Genomic DNA, 26,148 nt, shown 5'->3' with positions numbered 1-26,148 from the left:
CGGTTCGACTTTTGTAAAAATTTCTTCTGCACCGGAGACCATGACCGCTAACGTTCCTTTTTCCGCACCGGGAACGCCGCCGCTGACAGGAGAATCGAGTACCGCGATGCCGTTTTCAATTAACTTGGCAGCGATTGTTTTCGCTTTCGATTGACCTGTCGTCGACAGGTCGACATACGTTTTCATTTTCTCTCCATGAATTAAACCGTCTTCTCCTAAAGCGACGATACTGACAACCGACGGCGTCGGCAAACTGACAAACACAATCTCCGCTTCGTCCGCTACGTGTTTCGGAGAATGTACGATTTCAGCGCCTGCAAAGCTTTCGAAAGCTTTTAGTCTTTCTTCGTCTTTGTCGTGAATGACGAGTTGACAGCCGTTTTCCAACAGCCGTCTGGCAAAATGATAGCCCATGTTCCCAATGCCAACGAGGCCGATTTTACATTCAACTGCTGCCATGTCAGCCACCTTTCTCAACTTTAACCGTTGTTCGGATTTATTATCGATTGAACATTATATATTGTCGACAGTATATAAGCCGAGAGAACCGCCATTAACCCGTCACATCCTGTTCCTCGCGGCTCTCAATGATTCTCTCAAGCACAGATAAGCCTCTGGTCATTTTCATGTGTAAAATCTCTCGGATTAACTGTATTTCTTTGTTTTCGATTGCTTCAACGATGCCTTTGTATTCCCTCATTGACCGCACCAAGCTTGTCGGATGGGACAACGACAAGTAGCGAAAAGTTGTCCAGCGTTTGTTCAACCGTTGGTAAATGTCGATGAACGTTTGATTTTTCGGCAGCTCAAACAATTTCAGTTGAATGTCCTCGATCAGCAAAAAGCATTGTTTGAAATCTTTCTTTTCGATAAACGTTTCCATTTTCTCAAGAATCGCATACATTTCATCCAATTGATCTTGCGTGCACGTTTCCATTCCTTTATACAAGACAACTTCCTGAATGCTGTAAATCGCATCGTACAAATCATAAATTTCTTTTTTCGTATACTTTTTCACGAAAACGCCTTTTCGCGGAATTCGTTCGACAACGCCTTGAATTTCCAGCAAATAGAGCGCTTCCCGAATCGGTGAACGGCTTGTCCCGTAAATCTCCGTGAGCTCATCTTCGATCAATCGTTCGCCGGGTTTCAATTTGCCGACGACAATTTGACTGGCGACGTCTTCTGCAATCTTTTGCGATAAAGTCAGCTTATCAAATTTCATCTTATCCAAAATCCTTCCTCAATTTCCTGATTATTTGAATTTTTATATGTATAGTTGGATTATAGCATAATCCCATATAAAAATTTTCTAGGAATCTAGAGGAGATCGTTAGAGATGGATCACAACCATCTTCATCTCTGTCATTTGTTCGATGGCGTATTTCGGGCCTTCTTTGCCGATGCCGCTGTTTTTGATTCCGCCGTACGGCATTAAATCTGAACGGAATGTCGAGGCATCATTCACAACGACGCCGCCGGTGTGAAGTTTGTTTACTGCATCCATCGCTGTATTGAGATTCGTTGTGAAAATGGCCGATTGCAAGCCGTAGGCGGTATCGTTCGCTTCCTCAATGGCATCGTCCAGATCCTCGTAGGTCATGACGGAAAGTACCGGTCCGAAAATTTCCTGGCAGGCGACTTTCATCTCGGTCGTCACCAGATCGAGCACCGTAGGCTGAACCACCGGCCCGTCGAGTTCCCCGCCAATGACAATCTTCGCCCCCTGCGCGACCGCATCGTCGATCCATTCCTTGATACGAACCGCTTCCGATTGACTAATAAGCGGACCGATGTCGGTAGCATCGTTAAAAGGATCACCGACCACGAGCTGTGACGTACATTCCGCGAGCTTTTCAACGAAGGCATCTTTCACATCTTTGTGCACCAAAATTCTTTGGACCGAAACACAAGTTTGACCGGCATTAATGAAACCCCATTTGGCACACATTTTCGCGGCATGATCAAGATCGGCGTCGTGATGGACAATGTTCGGCGAGTTGTTGCCGAGTTCCAAAGAAACGCTTCTCAAGCCGCTGTTTTCAGATATATATTTCCCAACGGCTGAACTTCCCGTAAACGTATATTTGCCGATCTTTTCATTTTCCATCAGCCATTTCCCGACGGTCGAACCGGAACCGCAAATGAGATTCACATAACCGGCCGGCAGCCCGGCGTCTGCCAAAGCTTCGTACAGCAAATAGGCCGATAACGGCGTATTCGAGGCCGGCTTCCAGACGACCGTATTGCCTGAGGCAATCGCCGGACCTAACTTATGGCACGACAAGCTCAACGGCAAGTTGAACGGCGTGATTGAACAAATAACGCCGATCGGGACACGAACGTAGTAGCCCATTTTCTTTTGATTGCCCGGACTTGCCGCGAGCGGTACGACTTCGCCGCCGATTCTTTTCGCTTCTTCCGAAGACAAGATCATGACCTGGATCGCCCGGTCCACTTCCACTCGCGCTTCTTTGATCGGTTTACCGACATCGAGCACCAACGCTTCCACGAACTGATCTTTGCGCTCCCGCATAAGCTGGGCGGTGCGGTTTAAGATTTCGTAACGGTCATAAGGCGAAAAGCGATCTTTTTTAAAAGTTTCGCTGGCCGTGTCCACCGCGAGATCCACATGCGACTTCTCCGCGCTGGCAATGTGAGCAACGACTTCACCCGTCCATTTGTTTTTCACGGGGAACGACGAACTTGTGAAGATTTCTTCACCGCCGATCAACAACCCTCTTTTGTTCACCTGTGCGCCTCCTCGGTACAAATTTTATTGAAAAATTATTCTTGAGATTCTTTCAGCACTTCCGTCGCAATTCTAAAGCTGTCAAGGGCAGCAGGCACCCCGCAATAAATGGCGCATTGCATAAAAACTTCTTGAATTTCCTCAGGCGTACAACCGTTGTTGAGAGCCCCTTTGACATGGGTTCTCAATTCGTGAGGGCGGTTCAAGGCGGTGATCATTGACAAGTTAATCAGGCTGCGCTGCTTTCTCGTCAATCCCGGACGCGTCCAAACCTCTCCCCAGCAATATTCGGTTACCAATTTCTGAATCGGTTCGTTGAATGCATCAACGTTTTTCAAAGCCTTATCAACATACTCGCTTCCCAGCACACTTCTTCTCACTTCAAGACCTTCGTCAAATTTGTTTCCCACTAATAGTCCTCCTTCATCTCCGTGATCGTTTATTCCTTGCCTGCCTTTTCGTAATCGTCATCAGATACAGGATGCAGCCATTCCGTCTTCTTTAATGAAATCGCCGTATGAAGCATGTACGAATCCGGTGCCCCGCCGTGCCAATGCACTTCCCCTGCCGGGATGAACACTTTGTCCCCCGCTCTAACAGCGAGAACATCGCCGGCTTCGTTGACGACATAACCGGCGCCATGCTGAATGAGAAGCAGCTGCCCTTCTTCATGCTTGTGCCAGTTTGTGCGCGCTCCCGGCTCGAAATAGACGTCATTTACGGTGACGTTGCCCGTACTGAGGATGCCGTCCCCCCATACTTTGCCCGTGAACGTGGCCGTACGGTTTTCCGAAGGTTTCCCTGCTCTTCCTCTTACAACCTCCATCCTTAACCCTCCTTGTGTAATCGAACGCCGCCGGCTAAATCTCCTATAGCGTCGACGACTTTGTTGCTGATTTCATGGCGGTAACCCATGCCGTTGGCGACCTCAAACGCATTGAGACAACTCGCCCCTTGAAAGCTGACGACCCCGAGCTCTTTGATCAACTCCAGATACAAATGAAGATCTTTTGCCATCAGTTCGCCGGTCAAGCCGCCTTCGAGATAATCACCTTTAATGATGAACGGAAACCGGTTGATGGTTGCAAAATTGACGCCGCTGCTGTTGTTGACAACGTTCAAGAAAGTCTCTAAATGGAGGCCGGTTTTTTTCGCTGCAACCATCACCTCGGCTGTTGCCGCCAAGCTGATTCCGTTCAAAAAGTTGTTTAAGATTTTCGCTGCATGGCCGGAGCCGCTCCCGCCCATGTGAAAGATATGGCTGCTGAACAGTTCGAGGATCGGCCGCACCCTTTCGAGACCCTCGGCGTCTCCGCCGACCATCAGCGTCAGCTCACCTTTCTCCGCAAGCTTCGCCCCGCCCGAAATGCCGGCATCAAGAAAGCTGACGCCTTTTCCAGCAAGCGCATCATGGATCGCCCGGCTTGACGAAACGCGCGCTGTACTTAAATCGACGACGATTTGTCCTTCCCGTGCGTGATCGAAAACCCCATTTTCGCCTAGAACGATTTTTTCTATGATCGCGCTGCTCGGAAGCGAGAGCAAGACGATATCCACTGTTTGCACGAGTTCACCGACGCTTCCTGCCGCTTGTAACCCGGGAATGTTCAACTGTTCCGGATTCACGTCATAGCCGAAAAGCGTTTGCCCATTCTGAAGGATGCACCTGCCCATACGCCCGCCCATATTTCCGAGTCCGATAAAGCCGACCTTTTCTGTATGTCCGTCCGTCATTCCTTCTCCTCCCCAATACGTATAGCCCTATGCCACTTATTCGTGGTCTCTCTTCTTCCATTCGTCGACGAGGATCGGTACCCCAAGATGGCAGCCGTGAATGCCGAGCGTTGACGCAATCGCAATGACATCCATGACTTCTTCTTTCGTCGCTCCGCAGGCCAGCGCGTTTCGGATATGTTGGCGCAAGCCCGGCGCAAACATATGCGTGGAAGCTACATCGAAAGCGGTGTAAACGAGCTCTTTCACTTTCGGCTCCAGCACGCCATGCTCCCAGGGAATCGATGAAAAATGAATGTACGATGCAAAGAAATCAGTGTCCAACACAAGAAGGTCATCCCAAAACGGATTCCAATAGCCGCGTTTGTCGGTAAATTCTTGTTTCAGCTGTTCTTGCCGTTCCGAAAGATTCCGATCCAATGGCACACCGGTTTTCTCGAGTTCATCGACGAGAATCGGTACGCCGCAATTACACGCATGGATGCCTAACGTACTCGTGAGCTCGAAAACTTCCATAATTTCTGCTTTCGTTGCGCCAAGTTTAAGCGCGTTGCTGATGTGTTCGCGAACACCGGGTTCATACATGTGAGTCGCCGCAACATCAACGGCAATATGCATGAATTCTTTCACCTTCGGCGGCAAATGATTGCGCTTCCAAGGGACACCGCCAAAATTTACGTACGCTTCAAAGAAAACCGGATCTTCCGCCAAAAGATCGTTCCACAACTCATGCCAATAACCGAAAGTATCGATGAACCTTTCCCGCAAACCTCGTTGTTCAGCCGTTAATTCCACCCTCATCCCCCGCAAGTCGACGCACTTTCAAACAAGCGTTGCCGTCGTGAAAAGTGCGTCATCATGATCGTTTCATTCGGTTTCGTTCATTTGTGCATAGTGTATTGTGTATTGTCGACAATATATTTCGTTAGTTCGAGTGTAGTACAAGCCTTATATTTTGTCAACTACTAATTTTCACAAAATTAACAATATAAAAGCGCACCGAAATCTATGATTTCAGTGCGCTTTTGCGTTATTTCGACAGGTTGTAAAAAGCGTTCACGCCTGCATACTCCCCGATTCCATTCAGGTCGTCGGCGATCCGCAGCAATTGATTGTACTTCGCGACGCGATCGGTGCGCGAAGGCGCGCCCGTCTTGATTTGGCCGGCGTTTGTCGCGACCGCGATGTCGGCGATCGTCGTATCCTCCGTCTCGCCGGAACGATGCGAAATGACCGCCGTGTAGCCGGCGCGTTTCGCCATTTCAATCGCATCGAACGTTTCTGTGAGCGTACCGATTTGGTTGACTTTCACGAGAATCGAGTTGCCGACGCCCTTCTTGATCCCTTCGGCCAACTTGTTCGTGTTCGTGACGAACAAGTCGTCGCCGACGAGCTGCACTTTGCCGCCAAGACGTTCCGTCAGCTTCTGCCAACCGTCCCAGTCGTTTTCGTCCAAGCCGTCTTCAATTGAAACGATCGGATATTTCTCCACGAGTTCTGCATAGTACTCGATCATTTCTTCCGACGTCTTCGTCACGCCTTCGCCTTTCAAGTGGTACTTGCCGGCCTCGTACATTTCCGAAGACGCAATATCAAGCGCGATTTTCACATCTTCGCCCGCTTTATAGCCGGCTTTCTCGACCGCTTCGAGAATCGTTTGAATCGCCTCTTCGTTGGACGACAAGTCCGGAGCAAAGCCGCCTTCATCGCCTACACCTGTGTTGTAGCCTTTCGCCTGCAGTACTTTCTTCAAGTGGTGAAAGATTTCTGCACCCGTACGCAACGCTTCGGCGAAGTTCTCAGCACCGACCGGCATCACCATAAACTCTTGAATGTCGACGTTGTTGTCGGCATGCTCGCCGCCGTTCAATATGTTCATCATCGGTGTCGGCAGCGTTTTGCTATTGAATCCGCCGAGGTATTGGTACAACGGCAATCCAACTTCATCGGCTGCCGCATGCGCCACCGCCATCGATACGCCAAGAATCGCGTTCGCGCCGAATTTGCCTTTGTTTTCCGTGCCGTCCAACTCGATTAAAAGCTTGTCGACGCCGACTTGATCCAACGCTTCGACACCGAGCAGCTCCGGTGCCATTTTTTCATTCACGTTTTCGACGGCTTTCAAGACCCCTTTTCCGAGATAACGATCTTTATCGCCGTCTCTCAATTCAACAGCTTCGTATTCCCCGGTCGATGCCCCGCTTGGCACGAGCGCTCGTCCGGCTGAGCCTGATTCCAGAAAGACTTCGACTTCCACCGTCGGGTTCCCGCGTGAATCCAGCACTTCCCTTGCGTAAACTTCCGTAATCATGGACATGGTTCGATAACTCCTTTAATTGATGAATTGTGGTCAACGATTTTTCTTCTCAATCAACGACCGTCCCGTCATCTCTTCCGGTTGATCGACATCAAGCAAATCAAGCAGCGTCGGCGACAGGTCAGCTAAAATGCCGCCGTCCCGCAATGCAATGCCTTGTTTTGTTACGATAACCGGCACCTTGTTTTTCGTATGGGCCGTCATCGGTTTGCCTTCAAGCGTCACGACTTCATCCGCGTTCCCGTGGTCCGCAGTAATGACCGCCGCCCCGTTCTTCTTCAACAAAGCGTCGACCACTCGGCCCAGACAGTCATCTACGGCTTCGACCGCTTTTATCGTCGGTTCCAATTTTCCGGAATGGCCGACCATGTCGGGATTGGCGAAGTTCAGGATGATCGCATCGTGCTTGTCTGCCTCTATTTCTTTCACAAGCGCATCGGTAACTTCGTAAGCACTCATCTCCGGCTGCAAATCATACGTTGCCACTTTCGGAGAATCGATAAGCAGGCGTTTCTCCCCGGGAAACTCTTGTTCACGTCCGCCGCTGAAGAAGAAAGTGACGTGCGGATATTTCTCCGTTTCGGCAATCCGAAGCTGGTTCAAGTTATTGTTGGCGACCACTTCGCCAAACGTATTCTTTAAATCTACGGGACCGAAAGCAATTTCACCGTTCACCGTGTCGCTGTATTTCGTCATCGTTACGTAATGAAGGTTGTTCGGTGCCTTTTCCCCAAGTTCAAATCCATCGAAATCACGATTTGTAAAAACTTGAGACAGCTGAATCGCGCGGTCCGGGCGGAAGTTGAAAAAGATGACGGCGTCGTTATCTTGAACCGTCGAAACCGGGCTGCCGTCTTCGCGTGTAATGACCGTCGGCACGACAAATTCATCGTAAACCTCTTCTTTATAGGAATCTTCAACCGCTTCAATAGGATCTTTGTATTGGCGGCCTTCCCCGTACACCAACGCACGGTAAGCCTTCTCTACACGATCCCAGCGCTTATCGCGGTCCATCGCATAGTAGCGCCCGGACAACGTGGCAATTGTACCAACGCCGTACTCGTCGATTTTCCCTTGCAATTCATGAATGTAATCGACCGCAGACTGCGGACCGACATCGCGGCCGTCGAGAAATGCGTTAACGAACACATCTTCCACATCATGCTGCTTCGCCAAGCGAAGCAAAGCATACAGGTGTTCACTGTGACTGTGAATTCCGCCGTCCGACAACAACCCGAAAATGTGCAACCGCGAACCGTATTTTTTCACATGCTCAATCGCGTGCAAGAAAGGTTCTTTTTCAAAAAAATCGCCTTCCTTGATCGATAAGTTGATGCGCGTCAAATTTTGATAAACGATACGGCCGGCACCGATGTTCAAGTGGCCGACTTCGGAGTTGCCCATCTGTCCGTCCGGCAACCCAACGGCTTCGCCGTCCGCCCGCAAATGCGTGTGCGGAAACTCGTTCCAGTAACGAGTAAAATTCGGTTTCTCAGCTTGTGCGACCGCATTGCCCTTCGTTTCCTCACGGCATCCGAAACCGTCAAGAATGATGAGCGCTGTCGGTTGTTTAGACATGTTGCCCCGCCTCCAACAATTGCAGGAACGATTCGCTTTCCAAGCTGGCACCGCCAACAAGTGCTCCGTCGATATCCGATTGCGCCATGAAACCCTCAATGTTTGCCGGCTTTACGCTGCCGCCGTATTGAATGCGTACAGCTTCAGCCGTTTTTGATCCGAATTTTTCAGCAAGTACGCGGCGGATATAAGCACAAACCATATTCGCATCTTCTGCAGAAGAAGATTTTCCTGTGCCGATCGCCCAAATCGGTTCGTAGGCAATAACCGTCCGCTGCACTTCCTGCTCAGAAAGACCTTCAAGATCTTTCTCTACTTGTTCACGCACAATTTTTTCCGTTTGATCTGCTTCACGCTCTTCCAGTGTTTCGCCGACACATACGATCGGCACCAAATCATGGTCAAACGCTGCGCGAACTTTGTTATGCACAAATTCGTCTGTTTCGCCGAACAATTGTCTCCGTTCCGAATGCCCGAGAATCACATACGTCACACCGAGATCTTTCAACGCGACCGGGCTGATTTCGCCCGTAAATGCGCCGCTCTCTTGATCGTGCATGTTTTGCGCGCCGATATGCACGTCGCTGCCCGCAGCTTCCTTCACAAGCGCATCCAAAAACAAAGCCGGAGCACAGACAACGGTGTCCATTTTTTCTGCCTTCGGCACTTTTCCGACGATCTCTCGAATAAACAATTTCGCTTCATCGATCGTTTTGTTCATCTTCCAGTTTGCTGCAATAATCGGTTTTCGCATCGGCTCACCTCTTATTTGTCGTTTAATGCTGTTACGCCCGGCAATAACTTGCCTTCCATGAGTTCAAGCGAAGCCCCGCCGCCGGTCGAAATGTGGTCCATTTCCGCTGCCAAGCCGAATTTCTCGATCGCCGCTGCTGAGTCGCCGCCCCCGATGATCGTTACAGCTTCTCTCGCATCCGCGAGCGCCTGCGCCACTGCTTGCGTACCATTAGCGAACGAAGCAAGCTCGAACACCCCCATCGGGCCGTTCCAAATGACCAATTTCGATTGTAAAATAATCTCCCGGAACGCTTCCCGCGTTTCCGGACCGATGTCCAAAGCTTCCCAGTCGGACGGAATGCTGTCAATCTTCACCGTTTTCGTGTTCGCCTCATCGGAAAAGTCGTCGGCGACAACAACGTCTTTCGGAAGCACAATAGTTGTTCCCTTCTTTTCCGCTTTGTCGAGAAACGATTGCGCAAGCCCAATCTTATCCTCTTCCAAAAGCGATTTTCCGACATCGTGACCAAGAGCTTTAATGAAAGTGTAGGCAAGACCGCCGCCGATCAACAAATGATCGACTTTTCCGATCAAGTTGTCGATGACGTCGATCTTGTCTTTGACCTTCGCCCCTCCGATAATAGCCGTAAACGGGTGTTCCGGCGCTTCCATTGCCGCTCCGAGCGTGTTTAATTCCTTTTCCAGCAAAAAGCCGGCAACCGCTGGTATGTATTGAGCGATTCCGGTTGTCGAGGCGTGCGCACGATGAGCGGCGCCAAAAGCATCATTCACAAAAATTTCGGCGAGATCCGCGAACGCTTTCGACAATTCAAGGTCGTTCTTTTCTTCACCCGGATGGAAACGGACATTTTCAAGCAGCAAAACGTCTCCGTCGTTCATATCAGCAACAGCTTTCGTTACCTCGTGACCGACGACGTCGTCTAGTTTTTCTACTGGCTTGACAAGCAGTTCACTCAGCCTTCGGGCGACAGGATCAAGGCGCAAGGATTCGACGACTTTTCCTTTCGGCCGGCCCAAATGACTCGATAAAATAACTTTCGCCCCTTCAGCGATCAAATATTGAATGGTCGGCAAGGCTGCAAGGATTCTTGTTTCGTCAGTGATTTCTCCATCCTTCATAGGCACGTTGAAATCGACCCGGCAAAACACCTTCTTGCCTTTTACGTCAAGATCTCGAATCGTTTTCTTATTCATCGACAAACGAATTCCTCCCTTACGGACTCTAGCCTTAGTCTACCTTATCGGTTCGGCAAATGCCACAATCGCCCGCGCCGAAAGCGCGGACGAAAGGGAGACTTATAAGCCTTGTTCGGCGACGTAGCTCGCAAGGTCTGCGACCCGGTTGGAATAACCAGTTTCGTTGTCGTACCAGGAAATCACTTTAACCAGATTGTCCTCGAGAACGAGCGTTGAAAGCGCGTCGACGATCGATGAAAGTTCGTTTCCGTTATAGTCTCTCGATACGAGCGGCTTTTCGCTGTAACCGAGAATGCCTTTCAAGTCACCTTCGGCAGCTTCCTTCAATGCGGCATTGACTTCTTCTACCGTTACGTTTCGATTAAGTTCCGCCACAAGGTCGATCGTTGAAACGTTCGGCGACGGCACGCGCATCGCCATGCCCGTCAATTTGCCTTCAAGCTCCGGCAGGACGAGCGATACCGCTTTGGCAGCACCTGTCGTCGTCGGAATGATGTTTTCTGCCGCTGCACGAGCCCGGCGGTAATCTTTGTGCGGCAAGTCAAGAATTTGCTGGTCATTCGTGTACGAGTGTACCGTTGTCATCATCCCGCGGCGCACGCCGAATTTGTCGTTCAGTACCTTGGCAACAGGAGCAAGACAGTTCGTCGTACAGGATGCGTTGGAAATGACATGGTGGCTTCCAGCATCATACTTGTCTTCATTCACACCCATAACAACCGTAATATCTTCTTCTTTTGCCGGAGCGGAGATGATTACTTTCTTAGCACCCGCATCCAAATGCTTCGCAGCGTCATCACGTTTCGTAAACCGACCGGTCGATTCAACGACGATTTCAATGCCGAGATCTCCCCAACCAAGGTCCGCCGGGTTACGCTCAGATTTTACGATGATTTCCTTTCCGTCAACGACAAGGTTTTCGCCGTTGACTTCCACGTTCGCATCCAATGTTCCATGAACGGTATCGTATTGCAGCAAATGGGCGAGCATTTCCGCGTCCGTCAAGTCGTTCACCGCGACAACCTCCAATTCCGGATGCTTCAATGCCGCGCGAAACACGTTCCTTCCAATTCTCCCAAACCCGTTAATGCCAATTTTCGTTGCCATTTCCCCTTCATCTCCTTTGTTCATTTTCCATAAATGATCATTTTTCAACAGACCGCGATACGAGCGCGGAAGCTGCCCCTTCGTCGGTGACGAGCACCGACGGCGGACTTTTCTCAAAAAACGCCGCGATCGCTTCCGCTTTCGAACTTCCGCCGGCCACCGAAATGACCGTTTTCTTCGCCTGCAAATCTTCCAGCTGCAAACCGATCGTCTTCACCTTGTGCACAACGTTGCCTCCGCTGTCAAAGTAATAGCCGAACGCTTCCGCAACGGCACCCTCGACTTCCAGCTTCCGTAACAACTCCGGCGACGACTTTCGCCGCTTCGCCATCGTCAGCGCCTCGCCAATGCCGTGGATCACGACGTCGGCGCTGCGGATCAACGCCAGCACTTCCTTCACGCCCGGCTCCTCGACCAACGTCTCATACGTTCCGTTGCTCAACTGATCCGGCACATGCAGCAACCGGTAGCTGCCTTCCGCCTTCTCCGCCATCCGCGCACAGATCGAGTTCGCCTGGTTCTCCACGCGCTCCCCTAATCCTCCGCGCGCCGGCACGAACAGCGTCCGCTTCCCGCGAACCGGCCGCATCAGCTCCGCCACTTCCGCCACCGTTGTGCCTCCGGCGACGGCAATCACGTTCTCTTCCCTTAGCGCACGGCCTAACAACGCCGCACACGCCCGGCCGAGATCCTTCTTCACCCACGGTTCGCGATCGCTGTCGCCCGGCACGACAATCGCTTCCCTCACGTTCAGCCTCCGGCGCAACGCTTGCTCGAGGTCGCTCAATCCGGAAACTTGTTTCATCGTTTCCTCAAGACCGTCCAACAGCTTTTCACCTTCCGGCGTCAACATCATGCCTTGGCCGGTGGTGATCGTCAGGCCTTGCTTGCTCAGAAATTCCACCTCGCCGCGAAGCACCCGTTCCGTCATCCCTAGACTCGCCGAAAGACTGCGCCTTCCGATCGGCCCCATGAGGCGAAGGTATTGAAGGATGCGATATCGCTTCGTCATCACCGCGAGCAGATCCGGAAGCAATTTTTTTTGAAGCGCCATGACATGGTCCACAGTTTCACCTTCTGTCGGGACTCATGATGTCCCGCGTGGTCATTTTTTGTCCCTCAAACCGATAAAAAAAGAGCGGTTTTCCACCTGCAGAAAATTATAACAGAAAATGAACGCTTTGTGAACCTTTTTACCCGCTTAACAAGTTTTGAAACGCTAGACGCAACTCCTGCTCCGACAACTTCCCGAACCCTAATTGTGTGCCGTCGGCAACGACGACCGGTATCATCAACTGGTATTGTTCAAGCAATTCGTCGTCTTCGTAAATGTCAATTTCTTTGAATTCAAAGGCGAATTCTCGGGCTAACGTTTCCGTGATCGCCTTTCCCTCATCACAAAGCGGACATCCTTTTTTTGTATAAAAATGCACGATCATCCTGCCGCCCCCTCGTTCCACAACGTTGCACGCTTATTTTATCATTTCCGTCCGAGATAGGAAATAAGCCCTAACTTATGCGGCTATTTCCCCTTGTTTCCTACGGATTTCCCAAATCTCGAAAACTTTTGTCCCGATTTTTCACGATGAGACCGGATTCTTCAAATTTCTACAAAAATTTCCCGGGAAATGCTCAGGTTTCGTAAAATTTTTGAACCCGTTTTTTCGTAATGCGTGATGACAGGCATTTTGCCGGAAAACAACGAATCCAGTAAGCGAAAGAGAATTCTCGCGAGTTCTCTAAATCATCTTACAGGAGGTTGAACATGAAGAAAAGCTTGGTTACTCTCTCGACCGTCGCCTTGTCGCTCAGTTTGTCGCTGCCGTCCTATGCGGCTGCTAACGGTTCTTCTCAAGCGAACGAAGCCTTGGATGCAATGAAGAAGCAAACCGGCGATCATTTCTTGGCCGAATGGAGCGAGAATCATCAACAACTCGAGTTCTTATCCGGTGTGTTGTCAGGCGGCAACATCCGAAACGCCAAAGACGTAAAAACGTACATCAAAAACCACCAAGACCTTTTCCATCTCAATCCGAAGCAAGATTTGCGGCTCGAACAAACGACGACGGACGATCTCGGCATGAAACATTTCAAGTTTGTGCAACTGGTCGACGGCGTACCGGTTGAAGGCAACTATTTCTATGTTCACGTCGGAAAAGACGGTACCGTGCGGGCAGTAAACGGTGATGTTGACCCTTCCTTCGACAAAAAATTGGATTCCGTCACACCGGCGATTCCAAGAAAAGAAGCCCTTGAGGCCGGCTGGGAAGCGATCGGATTAACGAAGGCTGAAACGATCGTAAAAGGAAACAAGCAAATCGAAACGGCTCCAGGGAAGAAAAAGGAAGTAAAAAATACGAACGAAGACGTGCAGCTTGTCATTTTCGAGGATGAAGGCACTCCGAAACTGGCCTATCACGTCGTCTTGCAGTTCATTCAGCCGGAACCGGGCAATTGGCAAATCTTCGTCGATGCAAAAGACGGATCGATTTTGCACAAATACAATGCTGTCGCATACGACGGTCCGACAACCGGATACGGGTACGGGGTACTGGGCGATTATAAACCGCTCAACCTGTATTTATCGGGCGGCTATTATTACTTATACGACACCACGAAACCGATGAGCGGAGTCATTGAAACGCGCACGGCGCAAAATGGAACGGCGCTTCCCGGTCCTTACCTCGTCGATTACGACAATGCGTTCACCGCATATTCCGAAGCCCCTGCCGTCGATGCAAACTATTACGCCGGTGTCGTCTACGATTTCTATTATAATCGATTCGGCCGCAACAGCTATGATAATTACGGATCGACGATCCGCTCGACGGTTCATTACGGCTACAACTATAACAACGCGTTCTGGAACGGCCAGCAAATGGTGTATGGTGACGGAGACGGTTCTACCTTCCGCCCGCTTTCCGGGGACCTTGACGTCGTCGGCCACGAAATCACCCATGCGGTTACGGAAAGAACGGCCGGACTCGAATATCACGACCAGCCCGGCGCCTTGAACGAATCGATGTCCGACGTCTTCGGTGTTCTTATCGAATGGGAAAGCTACGTCGTCGGCGATGAAGTGTACACGCCCGGCGTTTACGGAGACGCCTTGCGCAGTTTGAAAAATCCTCCGAAATACGGCCAGCCCGACCATATGAGCGAGTACGTGTACACGAGTTCCGACAACGGCGGCGTGCACACAAACAGCGGCATTCCGAACAAAGCCGGTTACTTGACGATGAGTCAGATCGGCCGAAGCAAATCGGCACAAATCTATTATCGTGCGCTCAATTTGTACCTCGGGCCGACGTCGAACTTCAGCGACGCGCGTTACGCGTTGCTTCAATCGGCCGCCGATCTCTACGGCTACGGATCCGAATACAACGTGATCGCCAACGCCTGGAACCAGGTTGGCGTCTACTAATTCTTTCTCTCATTCCCAAGCCCAGCCCTTTTACGGGCTGGTTTTTTTCATGAGAAAACCGGTCCCTCAAAAGGACCGGTTTAACCGTCATTTAAAAAGGGCCGATTTCATCTTCAGCGACGATCGCGGCCGTCGGAGAAAAGAAGGCGCTCCCGGCACCGAGCGCGAGCGCCAACGCCAAGACGGCGATGAGCAGCTTTTTCATGCTTGTTTCACCTCCCCTTCGTCAGCCGATTTTATGAGAAAAGCTTGGTGCAGCTTCTCCACGCAGCGTTTTTCATCTCCGATTCCGTGATAATAGTGAGCCGTTCGTTCCAACAGCTGGGCTTTTTCATACCGAAAAGAAAGTCGATCCGCAAGGGTCATTGCTTTGTACGACAAGTCGAGAAATCGTTGTTCATCTCCGAGTGCTTTCCATATCAAGCTCAGTGTTTTCACGATCAGAAATTCATCGGTTTTCAAGCGGGACTTTCGCGTTTCAGCCAATACCCACTCGGCCAATTTGAGTGCTTCTTCAGGCCGGTTCATCCGACGAAACAATTCGGCGATATACGCATAAGTGCGTACAAGCTTTTGCTGATCCCCGTTTTCCCGCTTCACCTCGACGGCGGTATTGAAGCATTCCTGCGCCTTGGCATACAAGCCGCTTTCCATGGCCACATCCCCAAGATTGTGCCAGCACACGCCGAGACTTCCCGTGTCGTTCAACTGCAAGGCGAGCGTTTTGGCTTCTTCGTGCCGGTTTTCCGCAAACGTGTACATCCTTGCTCTTTTTAATAAAATACCTTGCAAGATGAGCGCGGCCATCCGATATCGCTTTTCGTCCTTTCTTAAATAAGAAAGCGCCTGGTCACATTCGAAGTTCGCCTCGTCGAACATTTGCATACGGTAACAAACGGAAGCCACGTTGTAATGGACGCGCCCTTTCAATGTCTCGTCGTCTTCCGGGATACGCTGTAAGGTCCTGCGTGCGAGCTGCAGCGCCCGTTCGAACTGTTCCATCTGATAATACACCCGGGTCAATGCCATTTCACATTCGGCCGCTCGTTCCCAATTTCCAGTGCGTTCAAACATTTCCAACGCTTTCTTCAAACTTTCGATGGCTTTTGCATGGTTCATTTTGTTCATTTGGATGTTGGCCAGCTTCCGGCAACATTGGCCGGCTTTGTCGTACAACAGGGCACGTTCACACAGTTCGATACATTGACGGTACTTCGCTTCCGCCCTTTCGATGAGCTGCGTTGCTTCATAAGTTTCCGCTTGTTCGAGCATAAACCGGATTTGGTCGAGTACCTGCTTGTGATTCAACAGATCTTCACTCAGTCCTAGTTTTTTCTGCAAATGCTTCCATGTCGCAGGATCCGGCAGCAACTTTCCGTTTTCAATATTACTCAACTTGCTAATGGACATGTTTTCCCCGGCTACGTCCGTCTGAGTAAGTCGAAGTTGTTTCCGCCGGTTGCGGATTTCCTCGCCGACATGCTTCATGAGGGTTCACCCGTTCTCTTAGTTTTTACCACATTGTTAATATTCTGGAATCAGCAATTAGAGTCCTTCGTATTTTCGTAAAATAAAGAAATCATACCGGGAGAAAAGTCCTATCCTTTCTCCTTTCGGTATGATTGGCGTTTGGCCGAAGGCGGAATGTGCAGTTGTTCGCGGTATTTGGCGACGGTTCTTCGCGCGAGTTCAATGCCGTGCCTGTCCCGCAATTCATCGGCGATCTGTCGATCCGACAACGGCCGTGTCAGGTCCTCAGCGAGAATCATCGTTCTCATGAGCGCTTTAACTTGCGACGATGAGGTTTCCCCTTGCCGTGACGCAACCTTCGAGGGAAAGAAAGATTTCAATTCACGAAGCCCGTACGGCGTTTGCATCCACTTGTTCCGCACTGCCCGGCTGACTGTCGATTCGTGGATACCGAGATCTTCGGCGACGTCACGCAATGTCATCGGTGCCAACGCGGACGTTCCTTTTTCAAGAAACTTATGTTGCCGGCGAATGATGCTTTCCCCTACCCGCAACAGTGTGGTTGTCCGCTGTTCGATGCTCTTTTGCAGCCAAAGCAGACGTTGGTATTTCCGGCGAACGTATGAGTAGGCTTCATTTGGGCTGCCTTTTAACAGCGAACGGTAGTGGTGATTAAGACGAACGTAAGAGGACATGTCTCCATATAAGGTAACGACAAAACGGTCTTCATTTCTTTTGACGAGCAAATCCGGACGAACATAATGCGGTTCATATTGCTGATAAGCCGCTCCCGGTTTCGGCACAAGAGAACGAATCACCTGAGCCGCCTCTTTCACCGCGTCAAGCGAGGAATCGCAGCGATCGGCGAGTTGCTGCCATTTTCGCTCACCGAGCAGCGGCAATTCATGTTCGATGATCGTTAATGCGAGGTCGTTATCCGGATGGCTGCGCTGCAGTTGCAGTTGCAAGCACTCTATAAGCGAACGGGCACCAACCCCCGGCGGTTCCAACTGTCGCAGGACGTCCAGCGATTCCTGCGCCGCCTGTTCGGAAATCCCGTACTCTGCGGCCATTTGCGGAAGGATGGTTTTCGGCAAATAGCCGTCTTCATCGAGCGCATCGATTAAATAAAAAACCCGCTCACGCAGATCCGAGCTTATGTGTAAACATCTCGTTTGTTGATACAAATCGTTTTTCAGCGTCATCGGAGCGCAAATGCCTTCATGATCGTAAAAAGGTTGCGGCGAACGCGACGGAGAAACGACCGGAAGCCTTTCCACGAAAGATTCGCGCACTTCGATCAAAGGATTGTTCAGTTCCTCTTCGCGAATAAAATCGATCAGCTCTTGATGCGAAAATTGCAGCAGCGCGATGGCCTGCCTCAATTCCTGCGTCATCACGAGTTTCGTTGTTTGCTGTTGCAGCAATCCGAGTTCCATTGCGTTCCCCCCTCCCCCAAATTATAACCGCTTTCAAACGCTCAAGGAAACCGTGAGTACGCAACGATCGGAAACAACGAAATCGGTTGGATTTTCCTCTTGAATCCGGACGGAAGATCCAGTATAATAATCGTTGTGCATTTGAAGTCGTTATCGTTATGCGCTCGTAGCTCAGTCGGATAGAGCACTGGTTTCCGGTACCAGGTGCCGGGGGTTCGAATCCTCCCGAGCGCGCTTTGTTTGAAGGACGAGACAAGAGCTGAAGCTCTTGTCCACATGGCTGTTTCAAGCATGTCGAGATCTCTCTCGACATGCTTTTTTTATGACATTCGGGCAGCGACGGGGCTGTTGGAATGAAACCCGAGCCGAATTAAGCCAACCCCACCATGATTTTTGACGATGTGCATGTTTGGTGCGAATCCTCTGCTTGGATTAGGCGCCTTAGCTGGCTCTCGATCGTGTTCGATGCGGTCTGAAACCGAACGGGCATAAGCAGAACCCTTGTCGTATTTGGTTTCTTTTACGGAAAAATGAGTTGGACAACAAGGAAAATCAGCATCCAAAGAATCGCAGACATCCATAACCCGTTCAAACAGCCTCGAAAAAAATCCATTTCGCACATCCTCGGTTTTTTTGAGCAGTATGTACAAAAAGCTCCCGTTTCAAACGAAATGATCGACAATGCCCGATCGCAAAAAAAAGCATTCCCGGCATGGACAAACCAAGGAAGACAAACAAGGTTTTTCGCAGGCGGCACATAGATTTCCGGCAGTTGGACATGCTTTCTAAAAGAAATAGGAGGGATGAACAATGACAAGCCTTTTGATGAAATTGATCGTATTGCCCGCCGCTATGCTCGGTTTAACTTACCTCTTTCCCGGCTTGGACTTCGCCAGCGTTTATGAACCGCTCGGACTTGGCGTGATTCTTGCCTTATTCGGTGTTGGCATGGAGTATATGATTACAATAAAATCAACCCTCTGGCTCAGCGTCGGCGCGGATTTTATCTTGTTTCTCATGTTGATCATTTCGGCGAACATGTTCAGGGAAATCGATGTGACGTTTACGGCAGCCGTCATCGCCGCGCTCGTTTTAAGCGCGATCGAATCCTTCATCCATTTGTATTTGATCCGCAGCGGAAAAACGACGAGAACCGTTTCTTGACAGGGAACTGTTTAATGGCCGTCGGCGATCTTTGATTTTTTACAACAACCCTTGTTTTTTCAAGTGGGCTTTTTGCCGACCGCCTTTTTCGCCGATAAAGTTATGCTTGACGAATCCGTATACCGCCATCGCCCCCGCCAAAATATTGACAATGTCATTGATGACGACCTGTTTCAAGTCAATACCGAAAGAAGACAACACCAACTTCACTACGCTGAGAATCGCTAACGCGATCCGTATGAGATCCGCCCGGTTGTTGATTTTCCACACTCCCTCTCCAATTGTTCATGATTCTCTCTTTACTCTCATATGTGTTATCATTGGCATCAATACCTCGTTTCTTCTTCAGCCGATCGACACGTTTAAAAATACGGTTCGAGGGAATGATGGAAGAAGGAAACCGGGCGTACATAATATTTGACCTATCCTGACCTTCTGTGTAACATGAGGGTTAGGTAAAGCATCTTTTGCCAACATCCTGTAAAAATTGAAGGAGGAATTCCCATGCCATTGATCCCGACAGTCATTGAACAGACAAACCGCGGAGAACGCGCTTATGACATTTATTCAAGACTTTTGAAAGATCGCATTATCATGCTCGGCACGCCGATCGACGACAACGTGGCGAATGCGATTGTCGCTCAACTGCTGTTCCTCGGCGCAGAAGATCCGGAAAGAGACATTTCTTTATACATCAACAGTCCGGGCGGTTCAATCTCAGCCGGCATGGCCATCTACGACACGATGCAGCATATCAAACCGGACGTATCGACGATTTGCATCGGCATGGCAGCCTCGATGGGCGCATTTTTGCTGAATGCGGGCGCAAAAGGCAAGCGTTTCGCGCTTCCGAACAGCGAAGTGATGATTCACCAGCCGCTCGGCGGCACACAAGGCCAGGCGACCGACATTGAAATCCACGCCAAACGGATTATCAAAATGCGCGAGAAGTTGAACAAAATCATGTCCGAACGTACCGGACAGCCTCTCGAAGTCATCGAACGGGACACGGACCGCGATTTCTTCATGTCCGCTCAAGAAGCGAAAGACTACGGATTGATCGACGACGTCATCGTCCATCAAAGCGAAAAAAATAAGAAATCATAAGAAAAAACGTGCGGGAATAACCGCACGTTTTTTGCTTTAGCCGCTTACGCCGGCATTTCCGTCTTTCGATGTCCCGCCTTTATCGGAAAACGCCCGATCGAAAACGATAACAGGTCTCCCCTTCCACAAAGCATACGTTACCAAACCCGATAAAGAAAAAACCTCCCCGTCGGCCGGAGAGGTGTCCCTACAATTCTTTTTTGTTAATGAAATCCGCAAGGGCTTGCAAAGCTTTTGCTTCGTCCTGGCCGTTTGACGATAATGTTACCGTTTCCCCGCAAGCCACCGCGAGGCTCATAATGCCCATGATGCTTTTCGCATTGACTTTTTTTCCGCCTTTTTCTAGAAAAATATCAGAGCTGAAACGATTCGCCTCTTGCACGAACAGTGCGGCGGGCCGCGCCTGCAATCCCGTTTTTAATTCGACCGTGACTTCTTTTTCCATTCACAGCCCTCCTTTCCTTGATCACTTTCTTCTTTTATCGGTTTTTAACCGGTTCTCCTTTACGAATCCGCTCGGCAATGTCGGAAATTTTTCGTAAGCGGTGGTTAATGCCGGATTTGCTGATCTTTCCGCTTACAACCAACTCTCCGAGCTCTGTCAACGTTACGTCTTGATGTTTCAAACGGAGTTCGGCGATTTCACGCAATTTGTCAGGCAGCGCTTCAAGCCCGATTTCATGTTGAATCAGTCGAATGTCTTCGACTTGGCGAATCGCCGCGCCGACGGTTTTGTTCAAATTCGCGGTGTCGCAGTTGACGAGCCGGTTCACGGAGTTTCTCATGTCTTTCATAATGCGGATGTCTTCAAAAAACAACAGCGCGCGGTGGGCGCCGATGAGACCGAGAAATTCCGTAATCTTTTCGCCTTCTTTGATGTAGAGGATGTAACCTTTTTTCCGTTCCAGCAGTTTCGCATGCAAATCGAACTCGTTCATCATTTTCAACAAAGACTGTGAGTGTTCCTCATACAAAGAGAAAATTTCCAGATGGTACGATGACTCTGGATGATTCAAAGAACCCCCGGCAAGAAAAGCGCCCCGCAAATAGGCTTGCTTTTGTTTCTTCGTTTTGACCAAGTCCAAAGAGATGTTCCGGGTGAACGTGAAATGTTTATCAATGATGCCAAGATCTTCAAGCAACAGCTTCGCTTCATGACTAATCCGTACGATGTACACGTTGTTTTTCTTCAAACGCATTTTCTTACGGACGAGCAATTCGACCGGCGTCGAACGGACAACTTTGATCAATTCGTAAATGTGACGGGCGATGGCAGCGTTCTCAGTAGAAATGTCGAGCACCGTCTTGCCGCCGCCGAAAGAAAGCGTACCGTTCATTCGGATTAAAGCCGCAAGTTCCGCACGCGCCCGCGATCCGGTGGCTTTCACGCTCGTCAACTCTTTTTTCGTTTCAGCCGCGAAAGACATGTTTTCACCTTCTTATCCGGGAGTCACCATCGCGTACAACAGCTTCGCAATTTTCCGCTCATTGTGGCGCACTACCGAATGATCGTATTGAATCATTTTACCACTGATCACTTGAAAACCAAAGGATTTCAGCCGTTCTTCGTCGTAACGCACCGGCGAAGCTCCTTCCTCTTGATAACGCTCGGCAATATCGTCGGGTATGTTTTTATTATTGACAACGATCGTGTCAATAAACTGGCATTGCAAATGATCGACTAAGGCCTGAACGTGATCGGAAGCGGTGAAACCGTTCGTCTCGCCTTGTTGTGTCATGACATTACAAATGTATACCTTTTTCGCTTGCGCCCGACAAACCGCTTCGCCCAGTCTCGGAACGAGCAAGTTCGGCAAAATGCTCGTGTACAGGCTTCCCGGTCCGATCACAATCAAATCTGCGTGTTTGATCGCCTCCAGCGTTTCCGGCAAAGGTTCAATGTTGTCTGGTGTCAAATAAACCCGGTCGATTTTTTTGTTCATCTTCGGGATCTTCGATTCGCCTTCCACGACCGTCCCGTCTTTCATGACGGCATTGAGCACAATGCTGTGATTGGCCGCCGGCAACACAATGCCATTGACGTTCAACACACGGCTCAGTTCGCGGATACCTGAGACAAAATCACCGGTAATGGAAGTAATTCCCGCAAGCAGCAAGTTGCCGAGCGAGTGCCCGCTCAAACCGTTCCCGTTTTGAAATCGATATTGGAACAGTTTCTTGATCAACGGCTCAGCATCGGACAACGCCGCGAGAACATTCCGGATGTCGCCGGGCGGCGGAATTTCCAATTCACTTCTTAAGATGCCCGAACTTCCGCCGTCGTCGGCGACGGTCACGATCGCCGTCAAATCGACGGGGAACCTTTTCAATCCCCGCAACAAGACGGACAGTCCCGTGCCTCCCCCGATAACGACGAGTTTCGGCTTGTTCTTGTCCTTCATTCAGAAAGTACCTTTCCTTTTTCGATGTCGCGATGGGTCACGAATGTGGAATAATCATCCGACAAGTTTCTGGCGATATATTCGGCTAAAGCGACCGAGCGGTGTTTGCCGCCGGTGCAGCCGATCGAGATGATCAATTGGGATTTGCCTTCGCGTTTGTAGTGAGGCAGCATATATTGCAGCAAATCCATCAGCTTCTCGAGAAATTTCTTCGTTTCCGACCATTTGAACACGTATTCGGACACTTCTTCGTCCAATCCTGTTTTTTCACGCATGTGATCGACATAATGCGGATTCGGCAGAAAACGAACATCGAACACGAGATCGGCGTCAATCGGAATGCCGAATTTATAGCCGAACGATTGCACTTGAATCGTAAAGCCGTGTTCGCTCGGCACAGAAAACCGTTGAATGATCATTTCGCGAAGCCGCTTCGGTTTCAAATCGGTCGTGTCGATGTAGTGCTGCGCTTTCCCTTTCATTTCGCTTAACATGCCGCGTTCGAGACGAATACCTTCGAGCGGAAGGCCGTTCGGCGCGAGCGGATGCGACCGTCTCGATTCTTTGTAGCGGCGCACGAGCACCGAATCTTTCGCGTCAAGAAACAAGATTTGCGGCGTGACGGACGTTTCCTCGCTGAACTGGTCGATCGCTTCAAAGAGCGACTCGAAAAACTCCCGTCCCCTGAGATCCATCACCACAGCTATTTTATTCGTTTTGTCTCCCGATTCTTTGACCAGGTCCACGAATTTCGACAACAACGTCGGCGGCAAATTATCGACGCAAAAAAAGCCGAGGTCTTCCAGGCTTTGCATCGCTACCGTTTTCCCCGCCCCTGACATGCCGGTGATGATGACCATTTGAATGTCTTTTGCCATGACGATCTCTCCCACGTTAACAAATTGATGGATACGACCAGTCCGATGGAGATTCTAGATGATAGTCCAGTAGTTCATATTCAGAGGTGTAGGTAAAAGTTCCGACAACGACGCCCGGCTTTTGCAAGATCATCCTCAGGAAATAGCGATCACCTTCCGCCATCGGCAACGATTCCCATTCGTTCACAGAAATCCATGCCAGTTCTCCTTCATCGCTCTCGGCGAGCCGGGTTCCATGAAAGCGATCGGCGAAAAACGTAAACATCATCCACTCGCCCACCATTTTCCCTTGATCTTTGATAAGAAAAGTGAAGACGCCTTTGAGAACCGGAGTATTAAGATGCAGCCCTGTTTCTTCAAGGAATTCGCGCTTGGCCGCCTCGACGATGGATTCCCCGCTTTCCATTTTCCCTCCGGGAGCAACCCACCACCCTTTGCTCGGTTTCTTCAACAATAAGAGTTTGTTATCGTGAAGCAACAGGCAGTTCGCAATTCTTTGCACCTTTTTCACCTCTCTTCCAGTATACAACAGGAGCGTTGCCAGTTCGAATGAAATAAAAGAAGAATTCTCATTATTTACGAGTCTCCTAAAATAAAGAGGCGTCAAAGCCGCCATCTCTGTTACGTTATGCGCAAAAATGGGAACGAGAACCTTCACGGGCGCCAATAACAAATTCAAAAAAGCTACACAAAAATCCTGAACCGCCTCAAAGGCGATTCCCTTAATCCATGAAAAAAGTTTGCTTAGGCACGGTCATCGGCTCTTTTTTCAACATACGTATAAAAAAAAACCGAAAAGGGTGATGACCATGCAATCAAGCGTTGTTCGACCTGCGGGTTTTTGGATCCGCCTGCTCGCGTTAATTCTCGACGGCATCCTTCTATGGGTGTTGTTCTTGTTTTTGTCCTTTCTTGGCAACGACGATCCTTCGATCATCGTAAACATCGTAGATTGTCTTTACGGGCTGTTGCTCCCGATTTTTTGGTCCGGCTATACAGTCGGGAAAAGAATCTGCGGCATTCGAATCACCCGCTTGGACGACCGCCCGGTCGGCCTAGGCACAATGCTGCTTCGCAATTTCGTCGCCGGCTTAATTTACATTCTTACGCTCGGAATTGCATTGATTGTCAGCATTTTCATGGTCGCCTTCAGAAGCGACAAACGAGCCATTCACGACTTTGTGGCCGGCACTTACGTCACGCACGAGGCTCCATAACTGGAACGAAACCCTTGTGACGAATGGGTTCAACCGTTTTGAGTAACCGCTCAAGAGTCTGAATGGATTTGAGCAGAGACGAGAATGATCCTCAAAACAAAAAAAGAGCACGGGAGAAATCCCGTGCTTTCAAAAGGTGTATGATAAAAAGGGGGTCAATTCTTACTTTCTATAATACCCGCTCATTGTTTCACTGTTGTTACAGTGGAATTAAAAGGGAGTTACGGTTAAGAAACCGGCTGTTTTTCTTTCAACGTTTCGATGTAGCCTTGCGCCGATTGGGCGGCAATACTGCCATCGCCGGTGGCCGTAACGATCTGGCGCAGCTCTTTTTCACGGATGTCGCCGGCTGCGTAAATGCCCGGAATCGACGTTTCCATCCGTTCGTCCGTTTCGATATAGCCGTTTTCGTTCGTAATGCCGAGCGACTGAACGGCTTCGCTTAACGGATTCATGCCGATGTAAATGAAGACGCCGTCCGCCGGAAATTCTTGCTCTTCTCCCGTTTGTGTATTGACAAGCTGAACACTGCCGACCTTGCCGTCTTTTTCAAGAATTTCTTTCACCGTATGGTTCCAGATGAACTCGACTTTCTCGTTATCAAACGCGCGTTTTTGCAAAATCTTTTGCGCGCGCAATTCGTCTCTGCGATGAACGATCGTCACCTTCGAAGCAAAGCGCGTCAAATAGACGCCTTCCTCCACCGCCGAATCTCCGCCGCCGACGACGACGAGTTCTTTCCCTTTAAAGAAGGCTCCGTCGCATACCGCGCAGTAAGACACCCCGCGGCCGCCAAGTTCTTCTTCGCCGGGCACGCCTAATTTTTTATATTCCGCACCGGTCGTTACAATCACGGCATACGCCCGATATTCCTGTTTCGTTGTCACGACTGTCTTTATGTCTCCGTCGTTCCGAATCTCTTTAATGTCGCCGTAAGCGTATTCCGCCCCAAATTTCTTTGCGTGCTCGAACATTTTATTCGATAAATCCGGCCCGAGAATATGGGTGAAGCCGGGGAAGTTTTCCACATCCTCCGTATTCGCCATTTGCCCGCCGGGAATGCCGCGCTCAATCATAAGCGTATCCAAATTTGCACGAGATGCATAAACGGCTGCCGTCATTCCCGCCGGTCCCGCACCGGCAATGATGACATCATAAATTTTGTCTTCACTCACCACGAATCCCCCTTACAGTTCTATGCTGATTATATGCTATCGTTTGCAAAAGGGGAAGTCTACCAAAATGCTCATTTCGATTCATGGCGTTTCTGTAAAACTTGTAAGACGTCGTCCAACGGCAACCGCTGTTCACGCAACAGCACGAGCAAATGATACAACAAATCGGCCGCTTCCCATTTTAATTCTTCGTGATCGCGATTTTTCGCAGCAATGATCACTTCGGAAGCTTCTTCGCCGACTTTTTTTAAAATTTTATCGACACCCTCACGGAACAAGTAAGTCGTGTACGCCCCTTCCGGCCTTTCGGCCTCGCGTTCGGCGATGACCGACTCAAGTTCGCTCAAGATCGCAAAACGATCCACCGTCGCTGGCTTTGTTTCCGCCTTTGTAAAGCAGCTGTACGCGCCGGTGTGACATGCCGGCCCCGC

The 26,148-nt window shown here is 50.0% G+C and carries 28 protein-coding genes and 1 tRNA gene; 5 read left to right on the top strand and 24 right to left on the bottom strand.

Annotation, left to right across the window (positions count from 1 at the left end):
• From VFK44_14545 to VFK44_14480, 14 genes are all read right to left on the bottom strand, one after another.
• Nucleotides 1–459, bottom strand: a 459-nt coding sequence (locus VFK44_14545) for an NAD(P)-binding domain-containing protein (GenBank protein HET7629588.1), incomplete at its 3' end; no start/stop codon positions are given.
• 94 nt (nt 460–553) lie between these two features.
• Nucleotides 554–1,225, bottom strand: coding sequence for a GntR family transcriptional regulator (locus tag VFK44_14540; GenBank protein ID HET7629587.1), 672 nt, complete (start codon nt 1,223–1,225; stop codon nt 554–556).
• A gap of 108 nt (nt 1,226–1,333) precedes the next feature.
• Nucleotides 1,334–2,752: an aldehyde dehydrogenase family protein gene (locus tag VFK44_14535; GenBank protein ID HET7629586.1), complete on the bottom strand. Its 1,419-nt coding sequence runs from the start codon at nt 2,750–2,752 to the stop codon at nt 1,334–1,336.
• Between the two features lie 35 nt (nt 2,753–2,787).
• Nucleotides 2,788–3,162, bottom strand: a complete 375-nt coding sequence (locus tag VFK44_14530) for a carboxymuconolactone decarboxylase family protein (protein HET7629585.1) — start codon at nt 3,160–3,162, stop codon at nt 2,788–2,790.
• Between the two features lie 29 nt (nt 3,163–3,191).
• Complete coding sequence (locus VFK44_14525; GenBank protein HET7629584.1) at nt 3,192–3,578, bottom strand: cupin domain-containing protein; 387 nt, start codon at nt 3,576–3,578, stop codon at nt 3,192–3,194.
• A gap of 2 nt (nt 3,579–3,580) precedes the next feature.
• Nucleotides 3,581–4,486 (bottom strand): NAD(P)-dependent oxidoreductase, encoded by a 906-nt coding sequence (locus VFK44_14520; GenBank protein ID HET7629583.1) that lies wholly within the window; start codon nt 4,484–4,486, stop codon nt 3,581–3,583.
• Nucleotides 4,487–4,522: 36 nt separating this feature from the next.
• Nucleotides 4,523–5,281, bottom strand: a complete 759-nt coding sequence (locus VFK44_14515) for a carboxymuconolactone decarboxylase family protein (protein HET7629582.1) — start codon at nt 5,279–5,281, stop codon at nt 4,523–4,525.
• Nucleotides 5,282–5,516: 235 nt separating this feature from the next.
• Nucleotides 5,517–6,803, bottom strand: a complete 1,287-nt coding sequence (gene eno / locus VFK44_14510) for a phosphopyruvate hydratase (protein ID HET7629581.1) — start codon at nt 6,801–6,803, stop codon at nt 5,517–5,519.
• Nucleotides 6,804–6,836: 33 nt separating this feature from the next.
• Nucleotides 6,837–8,381, bottom strand: a complete 1,545-nt coding sequence (gene gpmI / locus VFK44_14505) for a 2,3-bisphosphoglycerate-independent phosphoglycerate mutase (GenBank protein HET7629580.1) — start codon at nt 8,379–8,381, stop codon at nt 6,837–6,839.
• Nucleotides 8,374–9,135 carry a triose-phosphate isomerase gene (tpiA, locus tag VFK44_14500; protein ID HET7629579.1) on the bottom strand — a complete coding sequence of 254 codons (762 nt, stop codon included), beginning with the start codon at nt 9,133–9,135 and terminating at the stop codon, nt 8,374–8,376. Before tpiA ends, gpmI begins: the two co-directional genes overlap by 8 nt.
• Nucleotides 9,136–9,146: 11 nt before the next feature.
• Nucleotides 9,147–10,331, bottom strand: coding sequence for a phosphoglycerate kinase (locus tag VFK44_14495; GenBank protein HET7629578.1), 1,185 nt, complete (start codon nt 10,329–10,331; stop codon nt 9,147–9,149).
• A 102-nt stretch (nt 10,332–10,433) separates the two neighbouring features.
• On the bottom strand, nt 10,434–11,441 hold the full coding sequence (gene gap / locus VFK44_14490) for a type I glyceraldehyde-3-phosphate dehydrogenase (protein HET7629577.1): 1,008 nt from the start codon (nt 11,439–11,441) through the stop codon (nt 10,434–10,436).
• Between the two features lie 37 nt (nt 11,442–11,478).
• Nucleotides 11,479–12,507 (bottom strand): sugar-binding domain-containing protein, encoded by a 1,029-nt coding sequence (locus VFK44_14485; GenBank protein HET7629576.1) that lies wholly within the window; start codon nt 12,505–12,507, stop codon nt 11,479–11,481.
• A 127-nt stretch (nt 12,508–12,634) separates the two neighbouring features.
• A complete protein-coding gene (locus VFK44_14480; GenBank protein HET7629575.1) occupies nt 12,635–12,880 on the bottom strand; it encodes a glutaredoxin family protein in 246 nt (81 codons plus the stop codon).
• A 326-nt stretch (nt 12,881–13,206) separates the two neighbouring features.
• Here VFK44_14480 and VFK44_14475 point away from each other — a divergent pair, with 326 nt between their 5' ends.
• On the top strand, nt 13,207–14,865 hold the full coding sequence (locus VFK44_14475) for a M4 family metallopeptidase (protein HET7629574.1): 1,659 nt from the start codon (nt 13,207–13,209) through the stop codon (nt 14,863–14,865).
• 201 nt (nt 14,866–15,066) lie between these two features.
• Here the strand turns inward: VFK44_14475 and VFK44_14470 are convergent, their stop codons facing one another.
• Together VFK44_14470 and rpoN are read right to left on the bottom strand one after the other, a co-directional pair.
• Nucleotides 15,067–16,353 carry a tetratricopeptide repeat protein gene (locus VFK44_14470; GenBank protein ID HET7629573.1) on the bottom strand — a complete coding sequence of 429 codons (1,287 nt, stop codon included), beginning with the start codon at nt 16,351–16,353 and terminating at the stop codon, nt 15,067–15,069.
• 110 nt (nt 16,354–16,463) lie between these two features.
• Nucleotides 16,464–17,774 carry an RNA polymerase factor sigma-54 gene (rpoN, locus tag VFK44_14465; protein ID HET7629572.1) on the bottom strand — a complete coding sequence of 437 codons (1,311 nt, stop codon included), beginning with the start codon at nt 17,772–17,774 and terminating at the stop codon, nt 16,464–16,466.
• 160 nt (nt 17,775–17,934) lie between these two features.
• Between rpoN and VFK44_14460 the strand changes: the two genes are divergently transcribed.
• Nucleotides 17,935–18,008, top strand: a tRNA-Arg gene (locus VFK44_14460).
• Nucleotides 18,009–18,584: 576 nt separating this feature from the next.
• Nucleotides 18,585–18,938 carry a hypothetical protein gene (locus VFK44_14455; GenBank protein ID HET7629571.1) on the top strand — a complete coding sequence of 118 codons (354 nt, stop codon included), beginning with the start codon at nt 18,585–18,587 and terminating at the stop codon, nt 18,936–18,938.
• Between the two features lie 39 nt (nt 18,939–18,977).
• Here the strand turns inward: VFK44_14455 and VFK44_14450 are convergent, their stop codons facing one another.
• On the bottom strand, nt 18,978–19,208 hold the full coding sequence (locus VFK44_14450; GenBank protein ID HET7629570.1) for a hypothetical protein: 231 nt from the start codon (nt 19,206–19,208) through the stop codon (nt 18,978–18,980).
• Nucleotides 19,209–19,442: 234 nt separating this feature from the next.
• Between VFK44_14450 and clpP the strand changes: the two genes are divergently transcribed.
• Nucleotides 19,443–20,045 (top strand): ATP-dependent Clp endopeptidase proteolytic subunit ClpP, encoded by a 603-nt coding sequence (gene clpP, locus VFK44_14445; protein ID HET7629569.1) that lies wholly within the window; start codon nt 19,443–19,445, stop codon nt 20,043–20,045.
• A 187-nt stretch (nt 20,046–20,232) separates the two neighbouring features.
• On the opposite strand, the gene VFK44_14440 is transcribed toward clpP, so the two are convergent.
• The 5 genes from VFK44_14440 to VFK44_14420 are packed head-to-tail and all read right to left on the bottom strand — an operon-like array spanning nt 20,233 to nt 23,827.
• Entirely contained in the window at nt 20,233–20,490 is a 258-nt protein-coding gene (locus tag VFK44_14440) for an HPr family phosphocarrier protein (protein ID HET7629568.1), read from the bottom strand.
• A gap of 34 nt (nt 20,491–20,524) precedes the next feature.
• On the bottom strand, nt 20,525–21,472 hold the full coding sequence (gene whiA, locus VFK44_14435) for a DNA-binding protein WhiA (protein HET7629567.1): 948 nt from the start codon (nt 21,470–21,472) through the stop codon (nt 20,525–20,527).
• Between the two features lie 12 nt (nt 21,473–21,484).
• Nucleotides 21,485–22,447, bottom strand: a complete 963-nt coding sequence (locus VFK44_14430) for a YvcK family protein (protein HET7629566.1) — start codon at nt 22,445–22,447, stop codon at nt 21,485–21,487.
• Nucleotides 22,444–23,325: an RNase adapter RapZ gene (gene rapZ, locus VFK44_14425; protein HET7629565.1), complete on the bottom strand. Its 882-nt coding sequence runs from the start codon at nt 23,323–23,325 to the stop codon at nt 22,444–22,446. The genes VFK44_14430 and rapZ overlap by 4 nt, the downstream gene beginning before the upstream one ends.
• A gap of 16 nt (nt 23,326–23,341) precedes the next feature.
• Nucleotides 23,342–23,827 carry an 8-oxo-dGTP diphosphatase gene (locus tag VFK44_14420; GenBank protein HET7629564.1) on the bottom strand — a complete coding sequence of 162 codons (486 nt, stop codon included), beginning with the start codon at nt 23,825–23,827 and terminating at the stop codon, nt 23,342–23,344.
• Between the two features lie 307 nt (nt 23,828–24,134).
• Here VFK44_14420 and VFK44_14415 point away from each other — a divergent pair, with 307 nt between their 5' ends.
• Nucleotides 24,135–24,542, top strand: a complete 408-nt coding sequence (locus tag VFK44_14415; GenBank protein HET7629563.1) for an RDD family protein — start codon at nt 24,135–24,137, stop codon at nt 24,540–24,542.
• Nucleotides 24,543–24,769: 227 nt separating this feature from the next.
• Here the strand turns inward: VFK44_14415 and trxB are convergent, their stop codons facing one another.
• Nucleotides 24,770–25,717 carry a thioredoxin-disulfide reductase gene (trxB, locus tag VFK44_14410; GenBank protein ID HET7629562.1) on the bottom strand — a complete coding sequence of 316 codons (948 nt, stop codon included), beginning with the start codon at nt 25,715–25,717 and terminating at the stop codon, nt 24,770–24,772.
• Nucleotides 25,718–25,788: 71 nt separating this feature from the next.
• Nucleotides 25,789–26,148 (bottom strand): phosphoribosyl-ATP diphosphatase (gene hisE, locus VFK44_14405; protein HET7629561.1); only part of this gene is annotated, 360 nt, incomplete at its 5' end.

Source organism: Bacillales bacterium (genome assembly GCA_035700025.1).
Classification (GTDB): domain Bacteria; phylum Bacillota; class Bacilli; order Bacillales; family DASSOY01; genus DASSOY01.
Note: the sequence above shows the minus strand (reverse complement) of the source record. Positions and strands in the feature narration are given on the sequence as shown.